This window comes from Nitrospinota bacterium, from assembly GCA_027619975.1.
Lineage (GTDB): Bacteria > Nitrospinota > Nitrospinia > Nitrospinales > VA-1 > JADFGI01.
Window position 1 is genome coordinate 54897 of record JAQCGX010000010.1, and the last position, 26626, is coordinate 81522.

At 49.1% G+C, this 26626-nt stretch carries 24 protein-coding genes and 5 tRNA genes; 1 reads left to right on the plus strand and 28 read right to left on the minus strand.

Annotation, left to right across the window (positions count from 1 at the left end):
• Nucleotides 1–2: 2 nt before the first annotated feature.
• The 28 genes from O3C58_05335 to lpxK form a co-directional block, all read right to left on the minus strand.
• Nucleotides 3–290, minus strand: a complete 288-nt coding sequence (locus O3C58_05335; GenBank protein MDA0691286.1) for a 50S ribosomal protein L23 — start codon at nt 288–290, stop codon at nt 3–5.
• Nucleotides 290–916: a 50S ribosomal protein L4 gene (gene rplD / locus O3C58_05340; GenBank protein ID MDA0691287.1), complete on the minus strand. Its 627-nt coding sequence runs from the start codon at nt 914–916 to the stop codon at nt 290–292. Before rplD ends, O3C58_05335 begins: the two co-directional genes overlap by 1 nt.
• A 3-nt stretch (nt 917–919) precedes the next feature.
• Nucleotides 920–1549: a 50S ribosomal protein L3 gene (gene rplC / locus O3C58_05345; GenBank protein ID MDA0691288.1), complete on the minus strand. Its 630-nt coding sequence runs from the start codon at nt 1547–1549 to the stop codon at nt 920–922.
• 36 nt (nt 1550–1585) lie between these two features.
• Nucleotides 1586–1894 carry a 30S ribosomal protein S10 gene (gene rpsJ, locus O3C58_05350; protein ID MDA0691289.1) on the minus strand — a complete coding sequence of 103 codons (309 nt, stop codon included), beginning with the start codon at nt 1892–1894 and terminating at the stop codon, nt 1586–1588.
• Entirely contained in the window at nt 1894–3084 is a 1191-nt protein-coding gene (tuf, locus tag O3C58_05355) for an elongation factor Tu (GenBank protein MDA0691290.1), read from the minus strand. Before tuf ends, rpsJ begins: the two co-directional genes overlap by 1 nt.
• A gap of 42 nt (nt 3085–3126) precedes the next feature.
• Complete coding sequence (gene fusA / locus O3C58_05360; GenBank protein MDA0691291.1) at nt 3127–5226, minus strand: elongation factor G; 2100 nt, start codon at nt 5224–5226, stop codon at nt 3127–3129.
• A gap of 34 nt (nt 5227–5260) precedes the next feature.
• A complete protein-coding gene (gene rpsG, locus O3C58_05365; GenBank protein MDA0691292.1) occupies nt 5261–5731 on the minus strand; it encodes a 30S ribosomal protein S7 in 471 nt (156 codons plus the stop codon).
• Between the two features lie 37 nt (nt 5732–5768).
• A complete protein-coding gene (gene rpsL / locus O3C58_05370; GenBank protein MDA0691293.1) occupies nt 5769–6146 on the minus strand; it encodes a 30S ribosomal protein S12 in 378 nt (125 codons plus the stop codon).
• A 168-nt stretch (nt 6147–6314) separates the two neighbouring features.
• Nucleotides 6315–10358 carry a DNA-directed RNA polymerase subunit beta' gene (rpoC, locus tag O3C58_05375; GenBank protein ID MDA0691294.1) on the minus strand — a complete coding sequence of 1348 codons (4044 nt, stop codon included), beginning with the start codon at nt 10356–10358 and terminating at the stop codon, nt 6315–6317.
• A gap of 113 nt (nt 10359–10471) precedes the next feature.
• On the minus strand, nt 10472–14692 hold the full coding sequence (gene rpoB / locus O3C58_05380) for a DNA-directed RNA polymerase subunit beta (GenBank protein MDA0691295.1): 4221 nt from the start codon (nt 14690–14692) through the stop codon (nt 10472–10474).
• A gap of 78 nt (nt 14693–14770) precedes the next feature.
• The gene (gene rplL, locus O3C58_05385) at nt 14771–15148 is read right to left on the minus strand and encodes a 50S ribosomal protein L7/L12 (protein MDA0691296.1); all 378 of its coding nucleotides are present in this window, start codon (nt 15146–15148) and stop codon (nt 14771–14773) included.
• A 107-nt stretch (nt 15149–15255) separates the two neighbouring features.
• Nucleotides 15256–15783, minus strand: a complete 528-nt coding sequence (rplJ, locus tag O3C58_05390; GenBank protein ID MDA0691297.1) for a 50S ribosomal protein L10 — start codon at nt 15781–15783, stop codon at nt 15256–15258.
• A 77-nt stretch (nt 15784–15860) separates the two neighbouring features.
• Nucleotides 15861–16547, minus strand: coding sequence for a 50S ribosomal protein L1 (gene rplA, locus O3C58_05395; GenBank protein ID MDA0691298.1), 687 nt, complete (start codon nt 16545–16547; stop codon nt 15861–15863).
• Nucleotides 16548–16569: 22 nt separating this feature from the next.
• Nucleotides 16570–16998, minus strand: a complete 429-nt coding sequence (gene rplK / locus O3C58_05400; GenBank protein MDA0691299.1) for a 50S ribosomal protein L11 — start codon at nt 16996–16998, stop codon at nt 16570–16572.
• 52 nt (nt 16999–17050) lie between these two features.
• Nucleotides 17051–17581 carry a transcription termination/antitermination protein NusG gene (gene nusG, locus O3C58_05405; GenBank protein MDA0691300.1) on the minus strand — a complete coding sequence of 177 codons (531 nt, stop codon included), beginning with the start codon at nt 17579–17581 and terminating at the stop codon, nt 17051–17053.
• Nucleotides 17582–17599: 18 nt separating this feature from the next.
• The gene (gene secE, locus O3C58_05410; GenBank protein MDA0691301.1) at nt 17600–17788 is read right to left on the minus strand and encodes a preprotein translocase subunit SecE; all 189 of its coding nucleotides are present in this window, start codon (nt 17786–17788) and stop codon (nt 17600–17602) included.
• A gap of 27 nt (nt 17789–17815) precedes the next feature.
• Nucleotides 17816–17889: transfer RNA gene (locus O3C58_05415), tRNA-Trp, on the minus strand.
• A gap of 77 nt (nt 17890–17966) precedes the next feature.
• Nucleotides 17967–18116, minus strand: coding sequence for a 50S ribosomal protein L33 (gene rpmG, locus O3C58_05420; GenBank protein MDA0691302.1), 150 nt, complete (start codon nt 18114–18116; stop codon nt 17967–17969).
• An 85-nt stretch (nt 18117–18201) separates the two neighbouring features.
• A tRNA-Thr gene (locus O3C58_05425) sits at nt 18202–18273 on the minus strand.
• A gap of 37 nt (nt 18274–18310) precedes the next feature.
• Nucleotides 18311–18387 (minus strand) — tRNA-Gly (locus O3C58_05430).
• 26 nt (nt 18388–18413) lie between these two features.
• Nucleotides 18414–18495: transfer RNA gene (locus O3C58_05435), tRNA-Tyr, on the minus strand.
• Between the two features lie 117 nt (nt 18496–18612).
• Nucleotides 18613–18688 (minus strand) — tRNA-Thr (locus tag O3C58_05440).
• 274 nt (nt 18689–18962) lie between these two features.
• Nucleotides 18963–19904 carry a GDP-mannose 4,6-dehydratase gene (locus tag O3C58_05445; protein ID MDA0691303.1) on the minus strand — a complete coding sequence of 314 codons (942 nt, stop codon included), beginning with the start codon at nt 19902–19904 and terminating at the stop codon, nt 18963–18965.
• An 18-nt stretch (nt 19905–19922) separates the two neighbouring features.
• On the minus strand, nt 19923–21113 hold the full coding sequence (locus O3C58_05450; GenBank protein MDA0691304.1) for a glycine C-acetyltransferase: 1191 nt from the start codon (nt 21111–21113) through the stop codon (nt 19923–19925).
• 23 nt (nt 21114–21136) lie between these two features.
• Nucleotides 21137–22297, minus strand: a complete 1161-nt coding sequence (locus tag O3C58_05455) for a zinc-binding dehydrogenase (GenBank protein ID MDA0691305.1) — start codon at nt 22295–22297, stop codon at nt 21137–21139.
• Between the two features lie 198 nt (nt 22298–22495).
• On the minus strand, nt 22496–23716 hold the full coding sequence (locus O3C58_05460) for an amidohydrolase family protein (GenBank protein ID MDA0691306.1): 1221 nt from the start codon (nt 23714–23716) through the stop codon (nt 22496–22498).
• Between the two features lie 58 nt (nt 23717–23774).
• Complete coding sequence (locus O3C58_05465) at nt 23775–24233, minus strand: isoprenylcysteine carboxylmethyltransferase family protein (GenBank protein MDA0691307.1); 459 nt, start codon at nt 24231–24233, stop codon at nt 23775–23777.
• 8 nt (nt 24234–24241) lie between these two features.
• A complete protein-coding gene (gene lpxK / locus O3C58_05470) occupies nt 24242–25318 on the minus strand; it encodes a tetraacyldisaccharide 4'-kinase (protein ID MDA0691308.1) in 1077 nt (358 codons plus the stop codon).
• Nucleotides 25319–25361: 43 nt separating this feature from the next.
• Here lpxK and O3C58_05475 point away from each other — a divergent pair, with 43 nt between their 5' ends.
• On the plus strand, nt 25362–26624 hold the full coding sequence (locus tag O3C58_05475) for a 3-deoxy-D-manno-octulosonic acid transferase (GenBank protein ID MDA0691309.1): 1263 nt from the start codon (nt 25362–25364) through the stop codon (nt 26622–26624).
• The last annotated feature ends 2 nt before the right edge of the window (nt 26625–26626 follow it).

Genomic DNA, 26626 nt, shown 5'->3' on the forward strand with positions numbered 1-26626 from the left:
AATCAGACTCCCTCAAACATTTCTATTTTATCGCCGTCTTTCAAGCGAAGCATTGCCTTTTTCCAATTCTTAGATACACCGACCGTTTTCCCGAAACGCCGACTTTTACCTCGCACGTTTACCGTGTTGACCTGAAGCACGGTGACACTAAAAATCTTTTCAACGGCATTTTTGATTTGAATTTTGTTTGCATCAGGATTCACACGAAACACCAGCCAATTGCCATCCTCCTGCAAAAGTGTGCTTTTTTCTGTGATCATGGGTTTTACTAGAACACGATATTTATCCATCAGGCCAACCGCTCCTCAATTTTTTTCAACGCCTGCGGGGTACAGAATATTTTATCATGCACCGCCAGATCGTAAACGTTAAGCCCATCTACCAAGAGAACATCCACACCCTGCAAATTGCGAACCCCCAATTCCAAGTTATGGTTCCTTTCGGAAAGTAAAAACAAAGTTTTCCTGGGAGAACCAAGACTCTTCAATAGCTGCACAACTTCACTGGTTTTAGGATTATCAATGCTGAGCTTGTCAACCACATGGAATTTATCAGATTTAACCCCGTCGGTAAGAATTGACTTGAGGGCAAGTTGCTTCGTCTTCTTTGACATCTTGAAGCTATAATCCCTTGGTGTGGGACCAAAAACCGTCATTCCGCCTCGCCAAATAGGAGACCTGGAATTTCCCGCGCGAGCACGGCCCGTCCCCTTTTGCTTCCAAGGCTTCTTGCCGCTGCCATGCAACTCCCCCTTGTTGCGCTTGGTGGCAGCCGATCCGCTTCTGCGGGCGGCGAGCTGATACACCACGTACTGCTGAACCAAGTGCTCCTTGACTTCAACATCAAACACTGCGGGGGACGCGCTAACAGTTCCTACCTTTTTTTTATTTACGTCCAATAATTCCAGTTCCGGCATTCTTTACACTCTTTCGGATTTAAAAATTCTCACAATACGACCGTTTGCTCCCGGTACCGCGCCTCGCACCAAAAGAACATTATTCTCACTGTCCACCCGAACAACCTTAAGGTTTTGGACCTGGATGGACTCGCCACCCATACGGCCTGGCATTTTTTTACCTTTTAAAACGCGACCCGGATAGGTGTGCATACCTATGGATCCACCGCCGCGAAATATTTCCGCATGACCATGAGAGGCAGGTGCCCCTCCAAACCCGTGGCGCTTCAAGACTCCGGCAAATCCACGTCCCTTGGACGTCCCGATGACATTAACCAAGTCGCCCTCGTTGAACATATCAACGTTCAACGGTTTGCCGATATCCGCGTCTTCAAGAACTTGCCCTCTAAATTCCGCAAGAAATTTCGCTGGGGGGAATTTGATTTTGTCATAAAACCCTTGCAAGGGCTTGTTGGTATGCTTTGATTTTCTTTCACCATAAGCCACTAGAACAGCCTCATAGCCATCTTTCGCAACGGTTTTCTTAAGAACAGGAACACACTTGTCCACCTGAATCACCGTCACCGGGACACAGTCCCCTGTCTCAGAGAAGATTTGCGTCATCCCCACTTTTTTACCGAATATGCCTTTCATAATTCCTCAATACCTTCCTGGATATGCCGCCTGGGATTAAAGCTTGATTTCGATGTCCACTCCGCCGGACAAATCAAGTTTCATCAAAGCATCCACCGTTTGCGGTGTTGGCTCCAGAATTTCTAAGATCCGCTTGTGCGTCCGAATCTCGAATTGTTCACGAGACTTTTTATCAACATGCGGGGACCGCAAAACAGTCCATTTATTTCTTACCGTTGGCAAAGGAATCGGCCCCACCACCTTGGCACCTGTGCGCTTTGTGGTTTCCACGATTTCACTTACCGACCAATCCAGCAGCTTATGGTCATACGCCTTGAGCTTTATCTTTATTTTTTGATCGTTCATTATTCCAGTATCTTGTTAACGACCCCAGCCCCAACGGTACGGCCGCCTTCGCGAATAGCGAATCGAAGCCCTTCCGCCATCGCTACCGGCGTGATCAATTGAATTTCTAAAGTTACATTATCGCCGGGCATTACCATCTCCACCCCTGTAGGCAGGGTCGAGACACCGGTTACGTCCGTGGTCCGAAAATAAAACTGAGGGCGATAGCCGTTGAAAAATGGTGTGTGCCGCCCGCCTTCATCCTTTGTCAAAATATAAACTTCAGCGCTGAATTTTGTATGCGGAGTGATTGTTCCGGGCTTTGCCAGAACCTGCCCGCGCTCAATATCATCCCGCTTGGTTCCCCTGAGCAGAATACCAACATTCTCTCCCGCGCGACCTTCATCGAGCAACTTGCGGAACATTTCAACGCCAGTCGCCGTGGTTTTGGTTGTAGGGCGAAATCCTACAATCTCCACCTCATCACCAACCTTCAGAATTCCAGTCTCGATACGACCCGTAGCAACCGTCCCACGACCCGAGATACTAAAAATATCCTCGATAGGCATCAAGAAAGGCTTATCGACCGGGCGCTCAGGAACAGGGAAGTAAGTATCCAAAGCTTCCATCAAATCCCAGATACATTTGGCTTTTCCTTCATCGGTCGGATTCTGCAAAGCATGCAGGGCACTGCCGCGTATCACCGGAACTTCATCTCCAGGGAACTCATATTTATCAAGCAATTCCCTGACTTCCATTTCAACCAGATCCAGCAATTCAGGATCATCCACCATATCGCACTTGTTCATGAACACGAGAATCTTGGGAACACCGACCTGACGCGCCAGCAGAATGTGCTCACGCGTTTGTGGCATTGGACCGTCCGATGCATTCAAAACCAGGATAGCTCCATCCATTTGCGCCGCACCGGTAATCATGTTTTTCACGTAATCCGCATGCCCAGGACAATCTACGTGAGCATAATGCCGGTTCACCGTATTGTACTCAACATGGGCGATGGCGATCGTGATACCGCGTTCTTTTTCCTCAGGAGCCTTGTCGATTTGATCAAAGGCAATTTTTGTCGCCAAACCTTTGGTCGCCAATACTTCTGTAATCGCTGCCGTCAAAGTTGTCTTACCATGATCTACGTGACCGATGGTTCCAACATTTATGTGAGGCTTATCTCGGACAAATTTTTCTTTTGCCATGCTGATCTACTCCAAAATTATGTTATTTTATAAGGTAATTAGCTAGACCGTTGATTTTTCTTTTCCTGTCGCCTTGGCAATCAATTCTTCCGCTATCGCCGAGGGGACGGATTCGTATTTGGTAAATTCCATGGTATAACTGGCTCGACCCTGCGTTGCCGACCGCAAATCGGTCGAATATCCAAACATTCCAGAAAGCGGCACGTCCGCCTTCACAACCTTGGCGCCCGCCCTGTCACTAAGATCTTTTATCTTCGCTCGCTTGGAACTCAAGTTTCCAATAACCTCTCCCATAAAGTCCTCGGGAGTCACAACTTCCACTTCCATGATCGGCTCCAGCAAAACCGGAGCGGCCCTCTTACACGCATCGCGAAAAGCAATGGACGCACAAATCTTAAATGCCATTTCCGACGAATCCACATCATGATAAGAACCGTCGAGCAGAACCACTCCCACATCCACAACGTTATATCCGCAAAGGATTCCTCGTCCCATAGCTTCTTCAACACCTTTCTGAATCGCCGGGATAAACTCCTTAGGGATGGCTCCACCAACTATCTTATTAACGAACTCAAATCCGGTCCCGGACTCTCTAGGCTCGACTCGAATCTCAACGTGCCCATACTGGCCACGGCCTCCGGTTTGCTTAATATACTTAAATTCATGCTCTACGGATTTAGTGATGGTTTCTTTATAGGCGACCTGAGGCTTGGAAACATTCACATCCAGAGAAAACTCGCGGCGCATCCTGTCAACCAGAATCTCAAGGTGCAACTCACCCATGCCCGACATGATGGTCTGATTGGTTTCCTTATCCACCTTGACCTTAAAGGTCGGATCTTCCTGCAGAAGTTTGATAAGACAATCGGAAAGCTTATCCTGCTCGGCCTTTGTTTTAGGCTCGATTGCCACTGAGATAACAGGCTCCGGAAAGATAATTGACTCCAGAATGACCGGCTTATCCTGATCACAAAGGGTATCCCCGGTAAACGTCTTCTTCAAACCTACCGCCGCGGCAATATCCCCCGCTTTCACAAACTGAACCTCTTCCCTCTTATTGGCATGCATTCTAAGCAGACGACCCACACGCTCCCGCTGATTTTTCGTGGCGTTATAGACATAGGAACCGCTTTTCATTTCCCCGGAATACACACGAACAAACGCCAACTGCCCAACAAAAGGATCCGTCATGATCTTAAATGCAAGAGCCGAAAGAGGCTCACTGGAATCCGGCTCCCGCACCACCTCTTTCAAAGTATCAGGATCAATCGCTTTGATCGGCGGAACCTCTATTGGAGAAGGAAGATAAGCAACAACAGCATCAAGAAGTTGTTGCACACCCTTATTCTTAAAAGCCGAACCACACAATATAGGAGTGAACTTTAACTCAAGCGTGCCCTTACGCAAAGCCGCGTAAATTTCCTCAGCGGAAACTTCCTCCTCGGCAAGAAACTTCTCCATAATCTTCTCATCAACATCGGAGATCGCCTCTATCATCAATTCCCTATATTCCAAAGCCTCTTCCATAAACTCTTCAGGAATATCAACTTCTTCGTAAATCTCACCCTTATCTTTTTTGTCGCTATACACATTGGCGTTCATCTTCACCAGATCGATAATACCAAGATAACTATCTTCACGACCCAGAGGCAATTGTATAGGAACAGGGTTCGCATTCAGCCTTTCTCTTATCTGACCAACACAGCCAAGAAAATTCGCTCCCGCGCGATCCATCTTATTCACAAAGCCAATTCGCGGAACTCCATACTTGGAAGCCTGACGCCAGACAGTCTCGGACTGCGGCTCCACCCCACCGACAGCACAAAAAACACCAATCGCGCCATCGAGAACACGCAATGAACGCTCAACCTCTGCTGTAAAATCTACATGACCCGGCGTGTCGATGATATTGATCTGATGATCCGCCCAGAAACATGTCGTAGCCGCAGAAGTGATAGTGATGCCACGCTCCTGCTCCTGCTCCATCCAGTCCATGGTTGCAGTTCCCTCGTGCACTTCGCCGATCTTATGACTCCGACCGGTGTAATACAGGATACGCTCCGTCGTCGTGGTCTTCCCCGCGTCTATATGGGCAATGATCCCTATATTACGCCTCTTGTCAACTCGCAGATTCTTAGACATGCTTTTTACGATTCTTCCAGGATATTTATTAGAATTACCAACGATAGTGGGCAAACGCCTTATTAGCTTCCGCCATGCGATGAACTTCTTCCCGCTTCTTTATCGCGCCACCGGCATTATTGTACGCGTCCACAATTTCCCCTGTCAGCTTTTCCGACATGGTCTTTCCAGCCCGTGATCTCGCATTCTGAATCATCCAACGAATACTTAGAGCAATTCGCCGACTCTCATTCACCTCTACGGGAACCTGGTAGGTAGCGCCACCCACTCGCCTAGACCGAACCTCCAGCATAGGAGAGGCATTGTTTATAGCCTTGCGAAAGACCATAACAGGATCTTCCTTAATCTTCTCCTCAACAGCAGTCAACGCGGTGTAGAAAATTCTCTCAGCCAGACTTTTCTTCCCCGCCTTAAGAAGGCTATTAATAAACCGCCCGACAAGGATATCGTTGTACTTAGGATCCGGGGAAACTTTTCTTTTTTGAGCTTCTCGTCTTCTTGCCATGACTTCCGATTCGGTTAAATTAACTTACAAATTATATTTAAGAGGCTTTCGGCCTTTTAGTTCCGTACTTGGATCGACTCTGCTTCCGACTCTCCACACCCAAGGTGTCGAGCAATCCCCTCACAACATGATAACGGACCCCGGGAAGATCTTTCACACGACCTCCCCGAATCACAACTATGGAATGCTCCTGCAAATTATGCCCCACACCGGGGATATAAGTAGTCACTTCCATACCATTCGTCAAGCGAACTCGAGCAACCTTCCGCAATGCTGAATTTGGCTTTTTGGGAGTGGAGGTATAAACCCTCACACACACGCCTCTCTTCTGAGGACATGACTTCAAGGCCGGGCTCGCGGTTTTCTTGATCGGCGTCTTTCGGCCCGACCGGACTAGTTGATTGATTGTAGGCAAAGGTTACTCTCCTTAAAAATAACCACAGGAACACCGGATCGCCTGAAGCAGGCGCCAGATGCCGCAATAAAATCAAATGGTTATTATTCGATTGTTCGAGGCGTGAAAGTGGATGATTCTATCATTATTTCTCGACGAGTCAAGCAAAATACGCTCATATTATAATGTTTATTCCACTTCCAAAGGAATCTCTTCAATTTTCTTTTCGGCTTCTTCAATTTCCGGTTCTTCAATGCGGATTCCCATATAGGCTGCGCATCCCGTACCCGCTGGAATCAGGCGTCCCATAATGACATTTTCTTTCAGCCCTTGCAGGTTGTCCCGCTTGCCGCTGACACTGACCTCTGTCAATACCCGGGTCGTTTCCTGGAAGGAAGCCGCCGATATAAAACTTTCGGTACTCAAAGAGGATTTTGTGATCCCCAGGAGAACCGCCACGCCTTTAGCGGGTTTCTTCTTATTCTTGATTGCTTCCTGGTTTGCTTTATTGAATATTTTTTTGGTCACCTGCTCGCCCACCAGGAAATCCGTTTCACCAGGATCCTCGACAACAAGATGCCTGAGCATCTGGCGGACGATAACTTCAATATGCTTGTCGTTGATGGCAACACCCTGCAATCGATAAACCTCCTGAACTTCGTTAACGAGGTAATTCTGCAGTTCCTTTTCTCCCAATACCCTCAGAATGTCATGCGGGTTAGAGGCTCCATCCATCAGGGCTTCACCTGCAACCACTTCGTCGTCCTCATGGACATTGATGTGCTTTCCACGGGGAATCAGGTACTCGCATTCCTCACCGGATTCGCTCACGATAATGACTTTCCTCATTCCCTTGACAAAACCACCAAACTTTACCTTTCCCGAAATTTCCGAGATCGTGGCCTGCTCATGCGGCTTTCTGGCCTCAAACAACTCGGCTACCCGAGGAAGCCCGCCAGTAATATCCTTTGTCTTAGCCGATTCCCGAGGTATCTTGACGATAACATCGCCGGCATTGACCGTATCCCCTTCGTGAACATGGACGTTCGCCCCTGCTGGAAGAAGGTACCTGCGGACGGTTTCACCTTGCGCGTCCTTGATTGAGATTCGCGGTTGTTTCTTTTCATCCCTGTGGCTTACGATGACCTTGGTGGACAAACCGGTAATCTCATCGAAATCCTCTTTCATGGTCAGGCCTTCTATGATATCTCCAAAGGCGATCGTGCCATCTACTTCCGTTAGAATGGAATTGGTGTATGGATCCCATTCCACCAGGGTTTGACTTTTCTGCACTTCTTGGCCGTCTATGACTTTTAACTTGGCTCCATAAACCACGGAATATTTTTCTTTTTCCCGACCATTCTCATCCTGAATGATCAGGTGCCCATTCCGATTCATAACAATGATATCGCCCCGGTTGTTCTTGATGGTGCGCAGTCCCTTGTACCTGGCCACCCCGCTCCTCTTGGCGCTCAGGGTGGTTTGCTCCACCACGCGGCTCGCAGTTCCACCGATATGGAACGTTCGCATGGTGAGCTGAGTTCCCGGTTCGCCGATGGATTGCGCGGCGATAACACCTACAGGCTCTCCCACTTCCGCCCAGTCCAGTGTCGCCATATTGCGGCCGTAACATTTAATGCAGATTCCGTGTGTTGATTCGCAGGTGAGACAAGAGCGGATCCAAACGCTTTCAATGCCAGCATTATCAATGGCCTCTACCTTGGCTTCATCGAGCAGTTCATTTGCGCTCATCAGCACTTCATTGGTGAAAGGATCGATAACATCTTCCAGAGTCGTACGCCCAAGGATTCTCTCATTAAGGGGCTGGATGATCTCACCCGCCTCTACGAGGGAGGACACAAGCGCCCCTTTCATGGTTCCGCAATCATCTTCCTGAATAATAATATCCTGGGCAACATCCACCAGACGCCGGGTCAAATAGCCTGAGTTCGCGGTTTTCAGCGCCGTATCGGCCAGTCCCTTTCGCGCTCCATGCGTCGAAATAAAATACTGGATCACCGACAAGCCTTCACGGAAATTTGCTGTAATAGGGGTTTCAATGATTTCGCCAGACGGCTTGGCCATCAGGCCGCGCATTCCCGCCAATTGACGAAGCTGTTGTGCGCTTCCCCTGGCGCCCGAATCCGCCATGATAAAGATGGAGTTGAAATTCTTATCCATTTCACCGGATCCGATTTTTTCATCCTCTTCCTCCAGCTCCCGAAACATTTCTTCAGATACTTTTTCGGTCACATGCGCCCAGATATCGATAACTTTATTGTAGCGCTCACCATTGGTGATGAGTCCGTCGCGATATTGATTGTATACCTTGAGAACCTCTTCATTGGTCTGACTGACCAGTTTGTTTTTTGCCTGCGGGATGCGCATTTGGTCCATCGAAATGGTCAGACCCGCCTCGGTCGCGTATTTAAAGCCCAGAGATTTAACACCATCAAGCAGGATCACGGTTTTTTCACGGCCCATACGCAGAAAGGTCTGGGAAATCAGGTCGGAAAGAGATTTCTTGTCCAACAGCCGGTTCACTACAGAAAACGGCATTCCCTTAGGTAATATTTCTCCCATAATGACACGGCCAGTCGTGGTCTGGACCAGTTCCTTGTCAATTCTTACCAGAATACGGGCTTGAAGATCGAGCGCATCGTGATCGTAGGCGGTAATCACTTCTTTAGGTGACGAGAAGACTTTTCCCTCTCCCTTCATTCCGCCACGAATCTTGGTCATGTAATAACATCCCAAAACAATGTCCTGAGAGGGCACAGCAATGGGCCGACCATTCGACGGAGACAAAATATTGTTGGACGACATCAGCAGCAATTTACATTCGACCCTCGCCTCCATGGACAAAGGGACATGAACTGCCATTTGATCGCCATCAAAATCGGCGTTGAAAGCGGTACAAACCAGAGGATGAAGCTGTATCGCCTTGCCTTCTATGAGAATGGGCATGAACGCCTGTATTCCCAGACGATGCAACGTGGGCGCGCGGTTCAGAAGGATCGGATGATCCTGCACTACCTCCTCAAGAACTTCCCACACTTCGGAACGCTCCTGCTCGACCATCTTTTTTGCTGTTTTTATCGTGGCGGCATAACCCTTTTGCTCAAGCCGATTAAAAATAAAAGGCTTGAACAGCTCCAGCGCCATTTTTTTAGGCAAACCGCATTGATGAAATTTTAATTCCGGCCCCACGACGATAACAGACCGGCCTGAGTAATCCACTCGTTTTCCGAGAAGATTCTGGCGGAACCGACCTTGCTTTCCCTTCAACATATCGCTCAAGGATTTCAAGGGGCGCTTATTGGTGCCACGCAGGGTTCTGCCGCGTCTGCCGTTGTCGAACAGTGCAGACACCGCCTCCTGCAACATGCGCTTTTCGTTGCGAATGATGATCTGCGGGGCTTTCAGCTCCTGCAGCCTTTTCAGCCGGTTGTTTCTGTTAATAACTCTTCGATAAAGATCGTTCAGGTCCGATGTGGCAAACCTGCCGCCATCCAATGGCACCAGGGGTCGCAATTCCGGTGGAATTACCGGGATGATCTTTAGAATCATCCATTCCGGCTTGTTCCCCGATTTTCGGAAGGCCTCGACGATCTTCAGCCGCTTGGCGTATTTTCTCTTGTTCATGACCGACTTGGTGGTCAGCATGTCTTCTTTGAGGGTGACCGCCAATTCTTCCAAATTGATCTGTTTCAATAGATCCAGAACACCTTCGGCCCCAATACTGGCTTTAAAGGTATCAGCAAATTCGAGTTCATTTTCACGATACTCCTCCTCCGTCAGCAACTGCCCCTCTTTGAGATCCGAATCACCGGGATCGATCACCACATAGTTTTCGAAGTAGATGATCCTTTCCAGATCTTTCAGGCTGATATCGAGAATGTGTCCCAAACGGCTGGGCAGACCTTTGAAGTACCAGATATGAGCCACTGGGCTGGCAAGCTCAATATGGCCCATCCGCTCCCTGCGAACTTTTGACAGGATAACTTCCACGCCACATTTTTCACAAACCACGCCTTTGTGCTTCATGCGCTTGTACTTGCCGCAGTTGCATTCCCAGTCCTTGACCGGGCCAAATATTTTCGCGCAGAACAGCCCATCCCTCTCAGGCTTGAATGTCCGATAGTTGATGGTTTCGGGCTTCTTTACTTCTCCATACGACCAGGAACGAATTTTCTCGGGTGACGCCAGGCGAATGCGCATAGCGTCAAACATGATGGGATTTTTGGGCTTTTCAAATAATGTAAAGCTATCCACCAGGTTTATCTCCTAAAGAGGATTTATAAATATAATTTTCTACCCTTGCGGGTTGGATTCGGTTTGAAACTTTATTTTTCGGATTCAATCAATTCCACGTCCATCGCCAGACTCTGCAACTCCTTGACGAGAACATTGAACGATTCAGGCAAGCTGGGGTTCAAATTGGTGTCACCTTTTACGATCGATTCATACATGCGCTTACGGCCTTCAACATCGTCGGATTTTACCGTCAACATTTCCTGCAATGTATAAGCCGCGCCGTAGGCTTCCAGGGCCCAGACCTCCATTTCCCCGAGTCGCTGGCCGCCAAACTGGGCCTTTCCTCCCAAGGGCTGCTGAGTGACAAGAGAGTACGGACCTGTAGAACGCGCATGGATTTTATCATCCACAAGGTGGTGAAGCTTGAGCATATAGATGTACCCCACCATCACTTCCTGGCGGAAGGGATTTCCTGAGCGCCCATCATACAGGGTCACTTTTCCGGTTTCGGAACAACCCCCCTCTTTAAGAAGGGCACGGATTTCTTCTTCCTTGGCGCCATCAAACACCGGGGTCGCCATGTGCTTCCCTGTTGCTTTCGCCGCCATACCCAGGTTTGTTTCCAGAATCTGCCCCACATTCATTCGCGACGGAACGCCGAGCGGATTCAAAATAAGCTCAATGGGCGTGCCATCCGCCATATAGGGCAAATCTTCTTCGGGAACGATTTTCGACACGACACCCTTGTTTCCATGCCGCCCCGCCATCTTGTCTCCGACCTGCAATTTACGCTTCATGGCCATGAACACCTTGACCATCTTGATGACTCCAGGCGCCAGATCATCACCCTTTTTCAATCGGGTAATTTTATCATCCATCATGGTTTTAAGAATATGAACCTGGTCTCCACAAGTGCCTTCTATAGCCTTCAATTGGTCCACATCCACATCTTTGGCGGAAACTTTCACCAGATCCTTAAGCCGGAATCCTTTCAAGACCTCTTCAGAAATCACATCGCCTTTTTTAAAACTATGACTGCCCAGGGTAAAGGCTTTCGCGGCGGGCTTGCCAGATAGCAAATTGATGATCCCTTTTTCAGTCTCGCTTCTGACAATTCTAATTTCATCATTGAAATCTTTTTCAATGCGGCTGATTTCCTCTTCTTCAATGGACAACGTCCGGGAATCCTTGTCAACGCCTTTACGGGAAAAGACTTTCACATCTATTACGACCCCTGAAACACCCGGCGGCACACGCAGGGAGGTGTCGCGCACATCCCCCGCCTTTTCACCGAAAATAGCCTTGAGGAGTTTCTCTTCCGGGCTGAGTTGGGTTTCGCCCTTTGGCGTCACCTTGCCAACCAGGATATCGTTTGCCTTGACCGAGGCGCCAACACGGATGATGCCACTGTCGTCCAGGTTTTTGAGAGCCTCTTCACCGACGTTGGAAATATCGCGGGTGATTTCTTCTTTGCCCTGCTTGGTGTCCCGGGCTTCGACTTCAAACTCTTCAATATGAATGGACGTATAAATGTCCTCCCGAACCAATCGCTCGCCAACAATGATCGCATCCTCAAAGTTGTAACCATCCCAGGGCATGAATGCCACCAGCGCATTTCGCCCCAGCGCCAACTCGCCACGATCCGTTGAAGGTCCGTCGGCAAGAACATCGCCTTCCTTAACCTTCATACCGGTAACGACCAGCGGCTTTTGATTGACACAAGTGTTTTGATTTGAGCGTTGATATTTACTCAGGGTATAGATATCCACATTCGAGTCGGCCAAGCGACTGAGCTTGTTTTTAACAGAACCCTTTTTCTTATTCTGCGTGCGAACCACAATCCGGGTCGCATCGGCACTGATCACTTCTCCATCATTTTCCGCAATAATCACGGCGCCGGAGTCGTGCGCAACCATCACTTCCATTCCCGTGCCCACCAAAGGAGCCTCGGCCTGAAGCAAAGGCACCGCCTGCCGCTGCATGTTGGAACCCATCAATGCGCGGTTGGCATCGTCGTTCTCTAAAAAAGGAATGAGTGAAGCGGCGACACTGATCAACTGCTTGGGCGACACATCCATATAGTCCACAGTGTCACTGGGCGAAAGAATAAAATCTCCACCTTTACGCGCCGAAATGATCTCATTAACAAACTTCTTATTTTCATCCAGTTCGGCATTAGCCTGAGCGATGATAAACTGATCTTCCACCAACGCGGTGTGAAATTCAATCTTGCTCTTGGCATAACCTTTTTCAACTTTTCGATATGGGGTTTCAATGAATCCGTACTCGTTGACCCTGGCATAGGTGCTGAGAGAAGCGATCAAACCGATATTAGGCCCCTCCGGCGTTTCAATCGGACAGATACGTCCATAATGCGTCGGATGAACATCCCGAACCTCAAACCCGGCTCGCTCCCGGGTCAAGCCTCCCGGCCCCAGTGCACTCAGACGCCGCTTGTGGGTGACCTCGGACAACGGATTCGTTTGATCCATAAATTGCGACAACTGACTGCTGCCGTAAAATTCCTTGATCGCTGCCGTGACTGGCTTCGAATTGATCAGGTCATGCGGCATGGAAACTTCCAGGTCCTGAATAGACATCCGCTCAATGATGGCCCGCTCCATCCGAACCAAACCCACGCGAAACTGGTTCTCCAGCGATTCACCGACGGCACGAACCCGACGATTGCCCAAATGGTCAATATCATCTATCTGGCCGATTCCATTTCTCAAGTCGAGAATATATTTCACGACCGCCTTGAGATCCTCTAAATTCAACAACCGGTTATCCAATGGGATATCCAGGCCGAATTTCTGGTTCATCTTGATGCGGCCCACAACCGAGAGGTTGTAGCGCTTGGGATTGGAAAATAAATTAGCGAAAAGAGATTTGGCTATTTCTGGTGTTGGCGGATCACCAGGACGCAACCGCTTGTAGATTTCACGAATGGCATCTTCCTGCGAATCGATCTTTCCCGCAGCCAGGGTGTCACGAAGCGCCGTATCGGTATCATCTTCATCGATACGCAGAATTTGAATCTCGGTAAACTTATTCTCTTTTAAAAATTCGAGGACAGCGACCGTAATCGGCTGATTGACATCGGCAAAAATCTCCCCGGTTTCCTTATTAACAATCTCCTCAAACAGAAAGCGACCGATCAGCCCTTCTTCATCAACTTCGACTTTGGTTGATTTGGCTAACCGGGAAATTTTCTTGGCAACCGCCGGCGTTACCTTTTTATTGGCCTTCAGGATAACGTTATTGGTCGTGGGATCAATGATATCTTCCAGAACTTTCAAACCAATCAACAGGTTTTTTGAGTTCATTGTAAACCTGGAATCCTTGGCGGAAATATTGACCTTTTCAATCGTGTAAAATGTCTCCAGGATTTCCTTATTGCCCATGCCAAAGGCTTGCAGCAATATGGTCGCCGGAAGCTTACGACGCCTGTCGATCTTCACATGCAGGATGTCCTTGATATCGAACTCGAAATCGACCCAGGAACCTCGATCTGGAATGATGCGCGCGGAAAAGAGAACCTTCCCGCTGATATGCGATTTCCCCTTGTCATGCGAGAAAAAAGCCCCAGGGGATCGGTGCATCTGACTCACAATTACACGTTCCACGCCGTTGATCAAAAAGGTTCCGGTCGGCCCCATCATCGGCATCTCACCCAGAAAAATCTTCTGCTCCTTGACTTCCCGGATAGAGTTTACGGTGATCTGCGGAATTTTTTGATCCAACAGCTTCTGAACAACTTCTTCAGTAATTAGCGTGCGCGCAGGGACAATGGCCTTACCCTTTTCGGTAATCCTAACATCCTCAACAACAAATCTCCCAAGCAGACCCTCCAGAACTTTCGGAGTGACGTCAATTCTTTCCCTGTCATACAAAACCAGCCGGACCATAATTTTTATGGGGTCCGCATATGTCAAACCCTTCTGACGACATTCGCTGAGCTTATGCTTTTCTTTGTAGGCAACTTCCTGCCCACATTTCTGACATACCACCCCAGGGCCGCCGAGCTCTTTAAACTCTCCGCAACCGCACTCCCACAACCCAATCTCCAACCCCACATACTCGAGGCGGGCATTTATATTCAAGTCGGCGATAGGAAATACATCCTGAAAAACCTCTTCCAGGCCTTTGACTTCTCGCTTGTCAGGGGCAACATCCCATTGAACAAAAGATTCAAAGGACTTCTTTTGAATTTCAATCAGGTTGGGAATTTCATCGATTACATGAATACGGGCAAAATTGTGTCTTTTCCTAAGGTTTCCAATCTCTCTTTGGGAACGCTTTTCTGGCATGTTTTGTCTTACCTTTGCAAGAGTGAGAAGTTTAACGGAATTGCAGCCCCCAGTAACTGGAGGCAAACGATTCCTCCCTTATTTAATCTCAACAGTCCCGCCAGCTTCTTCGATTTTCTTCTTGATCTCCTCAGCCTCTTCTTTTTTAACACCTTCTTTAAGAGGTTTAGGCGCACCTTCCACGAGATCCTTGGCATCCTTCAACCCTAAGCTGGTGATGGCCCGAACTTCCTTAATCACCTGAATCTTCTTATCTCCAGCAGCAGTCAGAATGACATCGAATTCCGTTTTTTCCTCTGCAGCTTCAGCGGCACCACCTGCGGGAGCAGCCATTGCCATCATCGGGGCGGCGGCAGTAACTCCATACTTTTCTTCCAATTCCTTCACGAATACTGACATTTCCAACACGCTCATACTATCAATAAAGGAAACCACTTCCTCTTTAGTGACGGCCATCACGTTCTCCTTTCAACAATCATTTTTTCAAATGCAATTAATTATATTTTAATCCACAGCAAGGAAAGACCACTGAATTTCCCCACTGAAAATCTTTAAACGATAACTCAATTCGATGACTTTTTCTCGCGAACGGCATCCAAAGTTCCAACAAGCTTTCTCAACAGGCTACTAAATACACCTGCAAAATTGGTGGTGGGCCCTTGAAACACTGAGAGCATTTGCGAAAGCAACTGCTCCCTCGAAGGCAGATCCGCCAGAGCCTTCACTTCATCAGCGGAAATAACCTTACCTTCCACCATACCGCAAATCACCCTCGGTGTTTTTTTTGCGTTTGCTTTTCTACAGTCCGCCAGAACTTTCGCAGGAGCGATAGGATCATCGAAACTCAGAAATAGAGAAACCGGGCCCTTAAAATTTGCTTCAAGCCCCTCGAAAGATGTATTCTTCGCCGCAAGTTTTGCCAAGGTATTCTTTATGACTCGAAACTCGACGGAACGGCTACGCATGGTTGATCGCAATTCGGCAATACTGGGAGCGTCGATCCCCTGGTAATCCGCCAGAACAGCAGCCGTCGCCTTCTGGAACACTTCATTTAATTCTTTTACCGCTTCCTGCTTCGCTGGATTTGCCACAACACCGACCTTTCAATCAATTTAGTTCCGCCTAAATACCCCTGGAGCCAGAAACCGCATTCCCCGACAAACCAAATCTAAGAAACGTAAGCCACCTTGACCCCGACGCCCATAGTCGCAGACACCGATACACCCTTCACATAATGCCCCTTACTGGACGAAGGCTTCATCTTAACAAGGGTTGCCATGAGCGCCTGGTAGTTTTCAGCGAGATCCTCAACAGAAAAACCCACTTTACCCAGAGGAGCATGAACGATGCCTCCCTTATCAACACGAAAATCAACCTTTCCAGCCTGAATCTCCTCAATCGCCTTCTTTACATCAAACGTCACAGTACCGGTTTTAGGATTCGGCATCATTCCACGGGGACCCAGAACCTTCCCCAACTTACCCACCTGACCCATCATGTCCGGAGTGGAGACAACGCGGTCGAATTCCAACCAGCCTCCCAGGATTTTTTCCACCATATCCTCACCGCCAACGAATTCTGCACCTGCATCCCTGGCCTCTGCTTCCTTTTCGCCTTTAGCAAAAACCAAAACCCTGAATTTCTTTCCGGTTCCCTTGGGAAGCACTACACTGCCACGAATATTCTGGTCAGCCTTTCGCGGGTCTACCCCGAGATTGACCGCCACATCCACGGATTCGTTAAACTTCACAAAACTAGCATTTTTAACCAACCCTAAAGCCTCGACCAACTCATATTTTTTCAAGCGGTCTAACTGCTTTACTGCTTCCTTAAATTTTTTTCCCTGCTTCGCCATGAGCTCTCACCTTGAACGCTTGTTAACCTTCAACTTTTAATCCCATGCTATGAGCCGAACCTTTAACAATCCGCACAGCCGCATCCATATCATGAGCGTTAAGATCTTCCATTTTAATCTTGGCAATTTCCTCCACCTGCTTAAGAGTGACCTGACCCACAAACTCCTTACTGGGATTAGAAGAACCTTTTGCAATCCCCGCAGCCTTCTTTAACAAAACCGATGCCGGCGGAGATTTCGTAATGAAACTAAAACTCCTGTCTTTATAAACCTCTATAACAACAGGAATTATCATCCCCTCTTGACCCTGAGTCTTGGCGTTAAACGCCTTACAGAATTCCATGATGTTGACGCCATGCTGACCCAACGCCGGCCCAATTGGAGGCGAAGGTGTCGCCTGCGCCGCAGGAATCTGCAATTTAATCAGCCCTTTTACTTCTTTAGTCGCCACGTCTTCGCCATCCTTCCATCTTTAGAAAATAGAAAAATCTTCCGTTAAAACCTTAAACTTTTTCTATCTGCGAAAATTCCAATTCAACAGGGGTCGCCCTGCCAAATATGGAAACCATAACCCTGACCTTACCCTTGTCGAGGTTCACATCATCCACCACACCGTTGAAATTAAGGAACGGCCCATCAATTACCCGCACACCCTCTCCCTTATCGAAGGAAAATTTGGGCTTGGGACGAGCAGACTCTCCGTTAACCTGATCCATGATCGTTTTGATTTCACTTTCAGACAACGGCACCGGAGACGCGCCACCCCCCAAAAAACCAGTGACTTTTGCGGTATTTTTAATCATGTACCAGATCTCCTGAGCCATCTCGACATTGATCAGCACATAACCAGGGAAAAACTTCCTGGAAGATATTTTCTTCTTCCCCTGAGACATCTCAACCACTTCTTCTGTCGGGATAATGATCTCTCCAAACATATCCCCAAATTCGGAATGATCAAACTGCTCCTCCAGACTCACCTTAACTTTTCGCTCGTAGCCGGAATAGGTGTGAATCACATACCATTGTTTTGACAATATAAATTACCCAGCAGATTAAAGATTAATGAGTCCCTGAACCATCTTGGACAACAAAGCGTCCACAATTCCTAAAAACACAGAGACCAGAAACACAACGATCACCACGACCGTCGTCCCACCAATAGCCTCCTTCCTCGAAGGCCAGGTGACCTTTTTCACCTCAACCCTGACTTCCGTTAAAAATTTTGCAGCCCTAGATATCATTTCAACGACAACCCCAAAATTTATTAACAGGCCAGGAGGGATTCGAACCCACAACCCCCAGATTTGGAGTCCGGTGCTCTAGCCGTTCGAGCTACTGGCCTAGTATGAATTCCCTGGCAATATTCTGACAGGACCTATGTTCGACAACAGCGCCCAAGACTCCTCACAACAACGTCCGCTATTTGGTTTCCTTGTGCGGGGTATGCTTTCGGCAAAACCGACAAAATTTATTAAATTCCAAACGACCCGTTGTTTTTTTCTTATTTTTGGTTGTGGAATAATTCTTCCGCTTACAATCTCCACATGCCAAATGAATTATATCTCTCATAACCGCCTAACTTTCAATGGAAAACGAGGGCAAAAAATAGCTTCCAGAGCTATACCATAACACGAAAATTCTTAAAAAATAAAAAAGCCCACGATCGGATTTGAACCGATGGCCTCTTCCTTACCAAGGAAGTGCTCCACCCCTGAGCTACGTGGGCAAGATCTCTACTCCTTAGCCGCCCCCACAAATTAAGGTGGAGCGGGAAACCGGACTCGAACCGGCGACCCTCAGCTTGGAAGGCTGACGCTCTAGCCAACTGAGCTATTCCCGCTTACTTACTCTCCCAGAAATCAGAAATGGGGAGGGGAGGATTCGAACCTCCGAAGGCGAAGCCGACAGATTTACAGTCTGTTCCCTTTGGCCGCTCGGGAACCTCCCCAGACTAATGAGAATTACGATTCCCATAAAACCAACAAATAAGACAACCCTACCCCTAAAAACTTTCGCCCGCGAACCGCCAGAACCCATAAAATAAATTCCAGCGCACACCATCAGATGGAGCTGGCAAGAGGAATCGAACCCCCGACCTGCTGATTACAAATCAGCTGCTCTACCAACTGAGCTATGCCAGCTCAATAAACGCAAAAACGCTCATCTTACTGACTTCATTTCATTTTTGTCAACTAAAAACGAAATATTTCAAGTAATTTTGAAATGTAGATGGGTTTTTTACCTCAGGGGAATACTTATGAAGCGGAGTCTATCACGCTTGACAAACTTTTAATAGGGAAATTAACACCCTGAATCACATTTTTCATAATGTATCACAAGTCATTTGAAAAATTCCACACAACAATACATTATTAAACAAATTACTTTCTTTAATGAGTTGCCCCAAAGATAGTTTTACAAAATTTCACGCCAATGATCCAGGAGATCGCACAACGTTTGCTCAAGACCAAATTCCGGCCCCCAACCGGTTCTTTGCCTCAAAAACGAATTATCTCCAAAGGCGCTCACAGGTTTCGCCTCGCGGAATAACTTCGGATCGGTTTCAATCCGTATAGAAACCCCTGAAATTTCAAGGAGTGTTTCCAGGATAACCTGCACGCTCGTTACCTCCCCGGAACAAACGTTAAAAACTTCTCCCGCTTTTCCGTGCTCCATGATCGCATGGTAAGCAGAAACGGTGTCCCGGACATCCATGAAATCCCGATAAGATTCCAGGTTTCCCGTTTTAATAACCGCTTTGGCGCCCTTTTCAATTGCCGCGATTTGTCGGGCAAAAGACGAACACACAAACCGGGAATCCTGCCTGGGCCCCGTATGATTGTAAGGCCGGGTTCGAATCACATCCAGGCCGTCTCTTACAAAATAAGAATGAGCGAGAAGTTCAGCGGCAGCTTTGCTGACTCCGTAAAGGGAAATGGGTTGCAACGCTCTATCCTCTTTCACTCGACCTTCTCCCGCCATCCCATACGCCTCCGAAGACCCGACACTAAGAATCCGGCAATTCAAGCCCAACTCCCTGACTGACTCCAACACGTTCCAGGTCCCATTAAAAATAGTCTCGAAAGAAGTATCCCCTTCTTTTTCAGCCTGCGGAACAAATGACACAGAAGCGAGGTGATAGATGCGATCGGGCCGAACCGCCTCCAGTATTTTTTTAATTGCACTCCGATCCCGGATATTGCAGAGAGACACCTGAATCTGATCCTGAATATGGTTTATATTCAGGTCATTGTCCAGAGAACGCGCAATGCCAAACACTTCTTCGTTTTGTTCTAAAAGGAAATCCGCCAAATGCGAGGCGGCAAATCCATGAATTCCGGTGATCAGATTTTTCAAATTATTTAATAGAATTTTTTAGGGTTTAATAACGTTCAGCCGTTGACCGACCCTTTGAAAGGCCTGTACCGCTTTCTCAAGATCGGCCATTTCGTGGGCGGCGGAAATCTGGATGCGAATGCGGGCCGCATCCCTGGGAACCACAGGATAACTGAAGCCGACTACATACACGCCTTCCGCCAGCAATTGATCGGCCATGTCGTGCGCCAGACGGGCGTCACCGAGCATGATCGGAATGATGGGATGATCGCCCGGTCTGATTTCAAATCCGGCTTCGGTAATTTTCTTTCGGAACCACGACACATTATCCTGCAACTTTTTCAATAAATGTTCGGACCGAGTAATGAGTTCGATGGCCTTCAACGTCACAGCCGCGATCACGGGTGACAGGGAGTTGGAAAACAGGTAAGGCCGGGACCGTTGCCGCAAAAGCTCTACAATCTCTTTCCTGCCGCTTACAAACCCGCCCGAAGCTCCGCCCAGAGCCTTGCCAAAGGTGGAGGTGATGATATCCACCCGGCCCAGGACGTTCTTATAATCCAGACTGCCTCTTCCCGAGGGACCAAAAAAACCCGTCGCATGCGAATCGTCCACCATGACGCTGGCGTCGTATTGTTCCGCCAGGTCACAGATTGCGTTCAAAGGAGCGACATCGCCATCCATGCTGAACACCCCGTCGGTGGCGATGATCCTGAACCTGTGTTTCCGGGCGCGTTGCAGCTGGGTTTCGAGATGATCCATATCGGCATGGTTGTAACGAAACCGCTGGGCCTTGCACAAGCGCACACCATCGATGATGCTGGCATGGTTCAAGCGGTCGCTGATAACCGCATCTTCCTTGTCCAGCAGGGTTTCAAACAATCCGCCGTTGGCGTCAAAGCAGGACGAATACAGGATCGTGTCCTCTGTTTCTAAAAAACAAGAGACCTGCTCCTCGAGACGCTTGTGCACTTCCTGGGTTCCACAGATGAATCGTACGGATGCCATTCCGTATCCGTACTGATCGAGCGCGTCTTTGGCCGCCTCAAGGATCTTAGGGTGATTGGCAAGCCCCAGGTAGTTGTTGGCGCAAAAATTCAACACCTTGCCGCGAGCCGTTTTTATATGTACCTGCTGCGGACTTTTCAGCACCCGTTCATCCTTATACAATCCGGCGCTACGAATGGATTCCAATTCCTCTCTAATGAATTCGATCATTCTTTCCGGCATGAACGTTCCCCCATCTCAGATGGTTAGAATTTAAAAATTACTTTTGGATGCTGTTGAACAATGCGGTTAAAAACATCCCGATCGAATTTGTCAAAAGGAACAATCGTTCCCTGTCCGCGGTTCAGGATGACGTCATAAATTTTATCCTGCAACTGGTGGGATTTCGCTTGGAGCAGGTTGCTCATGATATACCAGGTCTGAAACACCTTGCGCCCGACGATGCTGTGCAGGGTTTTACCCTGCATGATGATGTTCTGAAAATCGGTCAGAGTAAAATCTCCAGTGGAAATCCCAAACAAAATAATATCGCCTCCCCGGCGCGTAGCGGCGATGGCGGTGTTTAACGCCTGGTTGCTTCCGGACATCTCGAAGGCCACGTCCACCCCCTCCCCGGAACACCGCTTGCGGATGACTTCCACCATTTCGGTATCGGGCGCGACTCCCTGTTCCTTCACCCGTTCCAGGTCCACATGCAGGGTGAGGTCCACACCCAGTTGCTCGGCACGGTTCAGATTGTCGGGATTGGGATCCACACCGATGATGGTGGTGGCTCCCATCGCACGCGCCACCAGAATAGAAAACAACCCGATGGTGCCGCATCCGAAAATGGCGACGGTTTTGCCGCGCAGATCGACCCGGCTACAGGCATGCACCGCGTTTCCCAACGGTTCCTGAATGGCTGCCACCTCAGGACGAATTGCATTGATATCCGTCGGCCACAATTCTTTCGCCGGCAGTTTGACGTATTCGGCGAAACAACCGTCCATTGAAATGCCGATGATCAAATGATCCGAACACACGTGCTCGTCGCCAATTTGACACGGGTGACACTTGCCACAAAAAATATGAGACTCCGTGGAAACGATATCCCCCGGCTTGTATCCATAGTGCTTGGCGGAATAAGACCCCGTCTCAACGATTTCACCCAACAACTCGTGACCGCAAATGCGTTGCGACTGGCCTTCTTTTTCCAGAGAGTCAAAGATCATATCCTTGAATGAGTGGCGAAACCAGATGCCCTTGTCCGATCCGCAGAACCCCGTATAAAGCGGTTTGATGATGACCTTGTTGGCATCTTCCGGGCGTTTGGATTCGTCCAGTTGCGGTTGGGCGATATCGACCCTGCTCATGCCGGTGGTCGATTCCCACTCCTCGCGCTTGATATCCAGAACCAGTGCCTTCATGCGTAACTCTCCAGTAAATAGTCTCTGCCAACCAATATAAAGCTCACCATCAAGGAAGGAAAGTCAAATCCCCCACGATCTCCTTTAGGGAGACCATTTGATCGTCATTGCGAGCCTAGCGAAGCAATCCAGAAAATCTGGATCGCCGCGCCGCTTGGTGCGGCTCGCGATGACGAGTAGACGACAGGTTCAAATGATCTAATTTTTTATCACCACGTTTCCCGCCACCATCGAAAAATCCACCCGCTCCCGGTTGGGTTCGAAGGGAACGTCGGCCCAGACGTTTGGTTTGTGTGGCACGCGAAACCCAATAAGATCGGCGCTCATGCCGGGAACGAGGGTTCCGGTTGGCAGACCCAGAGCCTGGCCACCGCCCCCGGTCGCCATCTTTAAGATTTCGGGCCGGGACACATCAGGCAGCATCGCATCCGCGATCTTAATCTCACGCAGAAAATTCAGCGATTCGTTACTCGCCAAAGAATCCGTCCCCAACGCCACCGCCACGCCGGCGTCGAGCAGTTGACGGACGGGCATGATTTGGGTCCGGCCAAACCAGCGGCTGCTATTCGGACAAAACACCGCCCGCGCATTGCGCGCCGCCAATAACTCCAGGTCCTCGTCGCTATGATTCAGGTGAACGGCAATCATCGAATCCAGTACGCCGATGGCATCCAGATAGCGAACCGGACTTGTCCCCGGCGGCATCCAATCGTCGTCAATCACGCCGCGCTCTTCGAGAAATTTTTGCAGATCGCCGCCGCCTTCTTTAATAAACCGGACTTCCTCGGAGAATTCCGCCACATGACAGGCGGTGGGGCAATCGTAACGCGCGGCGAGTTTTTTAAGCTCCCTGAATAATTCAGGTGATACGGAATAAGGCGCATGCGGAGCCAGCCCCAGCCTCAACAAAGTCCCTTTGAGATTTTGGGATGCAAAAACAGAGGTCACTCGATCCAGTGTTTCCCTGACCATGCTTTTTTTGAATCCCAATACTTCCAGAAACAAAACCTGCCTGAATGGCAGGGCTGCGTATTCCGGCAACAGTTCCGGCTGAGACAGACTATCGGCCAGCGTCGTCACCCCTGACCGCAGCATTTCCATCGCTCCTGACTGCATGGCTTTGACTCTCTGATCCCCGGATAATTGCATATTTTCTTTAAGAAGCGCCCGCACCCAATCGGTGAACTTCTCACATCTCGGAACCTTGCCATGCAAGGCGGAAAGCGACAGATGGCAATGAGCGTTCACAAAACCGGGGAGAAGAAGATGATCGGATAAATCCAGGCACTCGCTATCTTCTGACTGCGTTTGCCGGATTTCCTCGATACGACCCTGCTCGATGAGCAGTTCCCCGTTTTCGATAATCTCACCCTCTATAGGAATGAGAGCTTTGAATTTAATTTTTAAAGTTTGTGACATCTCTTGGCGTTTCAATGGTCATTAAATATTTGCATGAAGGGTCATCCGCGTGGCGGGGCTAGAGCCAGGTGGTCTCACGGTAAGCCTGATAGCTGTCGCCAAATTTTTCCAGCAATGCCTTTTCTTCCGCGCGGGCGCGATACCAGTTCAAAGGCAGGACGACGATGACCATATACACCATGCCAAAGATCGACCCGCAAGCCGCCAGCAATCCGAACAGTGTCAAATTGATCCCCACATAAATCGGGTTGCGCAGGTATCGATAAATGCCTCCGGTCTTTAAAGTCTCGGCGCCGGGCAGGACGGCCAGCGATTTTCCCAGTGAAATCGTGCCCAGCATCCATATCACCCACCCTATCGCCCCTATTGCCAGAGCCACCGGCACCAGTGGCGGATAGCCGAAACCAAATGTTTTGGGAGAAAAATAGGCCACCAACAGAGGAAACAAATACAGAAAGGGAACAAAAACGTTGAGAGCCAATTGCTGTTTGGAAGATAGGGATTTAAAATCAAACATCGTATAGCTCAGCTTTTCAAAAGGAGTTTTGTGAAAGCCTCTCGCCCCTCAAGAATCTCCACATCGACGATCAATTTCAACACCGGAATCGAAAACAACGAAGCATCGATTTTGACGCTGTCTTTCTCCGACACCAGGACATATTTTGCCCCCGCATCCAGGGCCTCCCGGTCGAGCGATTGCAACTCGTCTGCAACATAGCGGTGATGATCCCCAAACGCCCGGTAAAAAACCACACGCGCCCCCGCCGTTTCCAGAGTGGCTCTAAAATCGCCCGGTTTGGCGATTCCACAAAAAGCCGCCACCGCCTGGTCCTTTAAAATTTCCACGTCCAAAGTATCATGATTGTCCAGGCGGACGACCGCTCCGGGCCGGAGCGCGGTTTTTATAACCGGAGTGTTGAGAGGCAATTGCGCTTTAAGGAAAGTGGCATTACCACTCGGCGAGCACCTCGTGAAGCATATCAGGTCCGCCCGATCAGATTCTTTAGCCGATTCGCGCAACTCCCCGGCGGGAAACAAATTTCCGTTGCCCAGCGGTTTTTTCTGGTCAAATAGCAAAATATTGAGATCACGGCAAAGCGCCCGGTGCTGAAACCCGTCATCGAGAATCAGCGTATCGACTCCAAACCGGTCAATGGCGACACTGCCAGTCAAATAGCGATTCTTTCCCGTGAGTACCGGAATATTTTTCAGCCGCTCGGCGATCATCCTCGGCTCGTCGCCTGCAACATCCGCCGAGAGCAGAATATTTTGACCGTCGCAAACGACGTTGACAGCCTCTTTCGAGCTGCCGCCATAACCCCGGCTGAGGATGGCAGGCTTATACCCATGACCCCGCAGAATTTCGGCGATCATGATGACGATGGGGGTTTTACCGGTTCCGCCCAGAGTCAGATTGCCGACGCTGATCACGCGCACCGGCAGGCGGCGGGTGGGGGAAATTCCGAAGCGGTAGGCCCAGCGGTTCAAACGCAGGCCCAGGCAATAAAACAGGGACGCCCCCTTGAGCAAAAGATAGGCGGGAACGTGATAAAATTTCCGCTCTGGAGAAATAATTTTATAGTAAAGAGATTCCCATCTCATAAAAGAAAACTCATTTTTTTGATTCGAGGTATACTCCCCCATTATGGAAATTTTTTATCATACCATTGTCGCCAGCGCCATCCTAGCCGCATCCCCTTTTATTTTAATGCGCATGGCTCTCTCTTCCACATTTCGTTCCGATTTACTGGAGCGTCTCAAAGGCGGGAAATCCTTGCCCTCGATGCCGGGATGTTTGTGGATACACGCCTCATCCGTTGGTGAGGTGCGGGCGGCTAAAATTCTTCTGGATGGCTTGCGGAAAAATGGCAACGCAACACCCATCGTGCTTTCGACCTTCACCCGAACCGGATATGAGTTGGCAAAAAAAGAAAATATCGACAACGTTTTTCGCCTGCCACCGGACTTCCCGCTATGGCTCAACCCCCTGTTCAAAAAACTGAATCCTTCGCAACTGATCCTCATTGAAGCCGAGCTGTGGCCCTCCCTTCTCAGGCTGTGCAAGCGCTTGAACGTTCCGGTTCTTTTAGTCAATGGCAGGATGTCGCAAAAATCCACGGACCGATACGGAAAATTCCCGCCCTTGTTCCGCTGGATCACGGCAGGCATCTCAATATTTGCCATGCGAACCCAAACCGATGCGGACCGGGTTTTATCGCTCGGGGTCCATCCTGAAAAAGTCCAGGTCAACGGCAATATAAAATTTGACGCCCGAAAAGGCGATATAACTCCAGCAAGCGAAAGAACAGAATCTGACAAGCCTCTTCGGGTCGTATTTGGCTCCACCCGGCCCGGAGACGAAGGCCCCATAATGGATGCCATCCTGCGCCTGAAAGAAGACCTGCCCGATCTCAATTTTGTGATCGCGCCACGCCACCTGGAACGCTGTCAGGAAATCGAAGGTCTGATCCGGGAATATGACGTGGAATTCATTCGCCATTCTCAACTTGCGGGTGACGGTGAGAACCCTAAAAATCTCATCATTTTATTAGACACCATGGGGGAGTTGACCCATTACTATGCCGAAGCCGATGTCGCCTTCGTCGGCGGCGGGTTCAACCCCAGATTCGGCGGACAAAATATCCTGGAACCGGCGGCGTTCGGGTTGCCGGTGGTTTTCGGGAAGCACATGAATAATTTCGAGGAAGAAGCCCGGCTGTTAAAAGAATCCGGCGGCGGCATTCAAATCGACGATCCGAAAGAACTGTATTCCACCTTGCATCGCCTGCTCACCCAATCAGAGGAGAGAAAGGAACGCGGTCTGTCAGCGGCGGAAACCATCCGCGCCAACCAGGGGGCCGTGCAAAAAACCGTAACGTTGATCGAACAAACCAAGACCGATAGTTAATT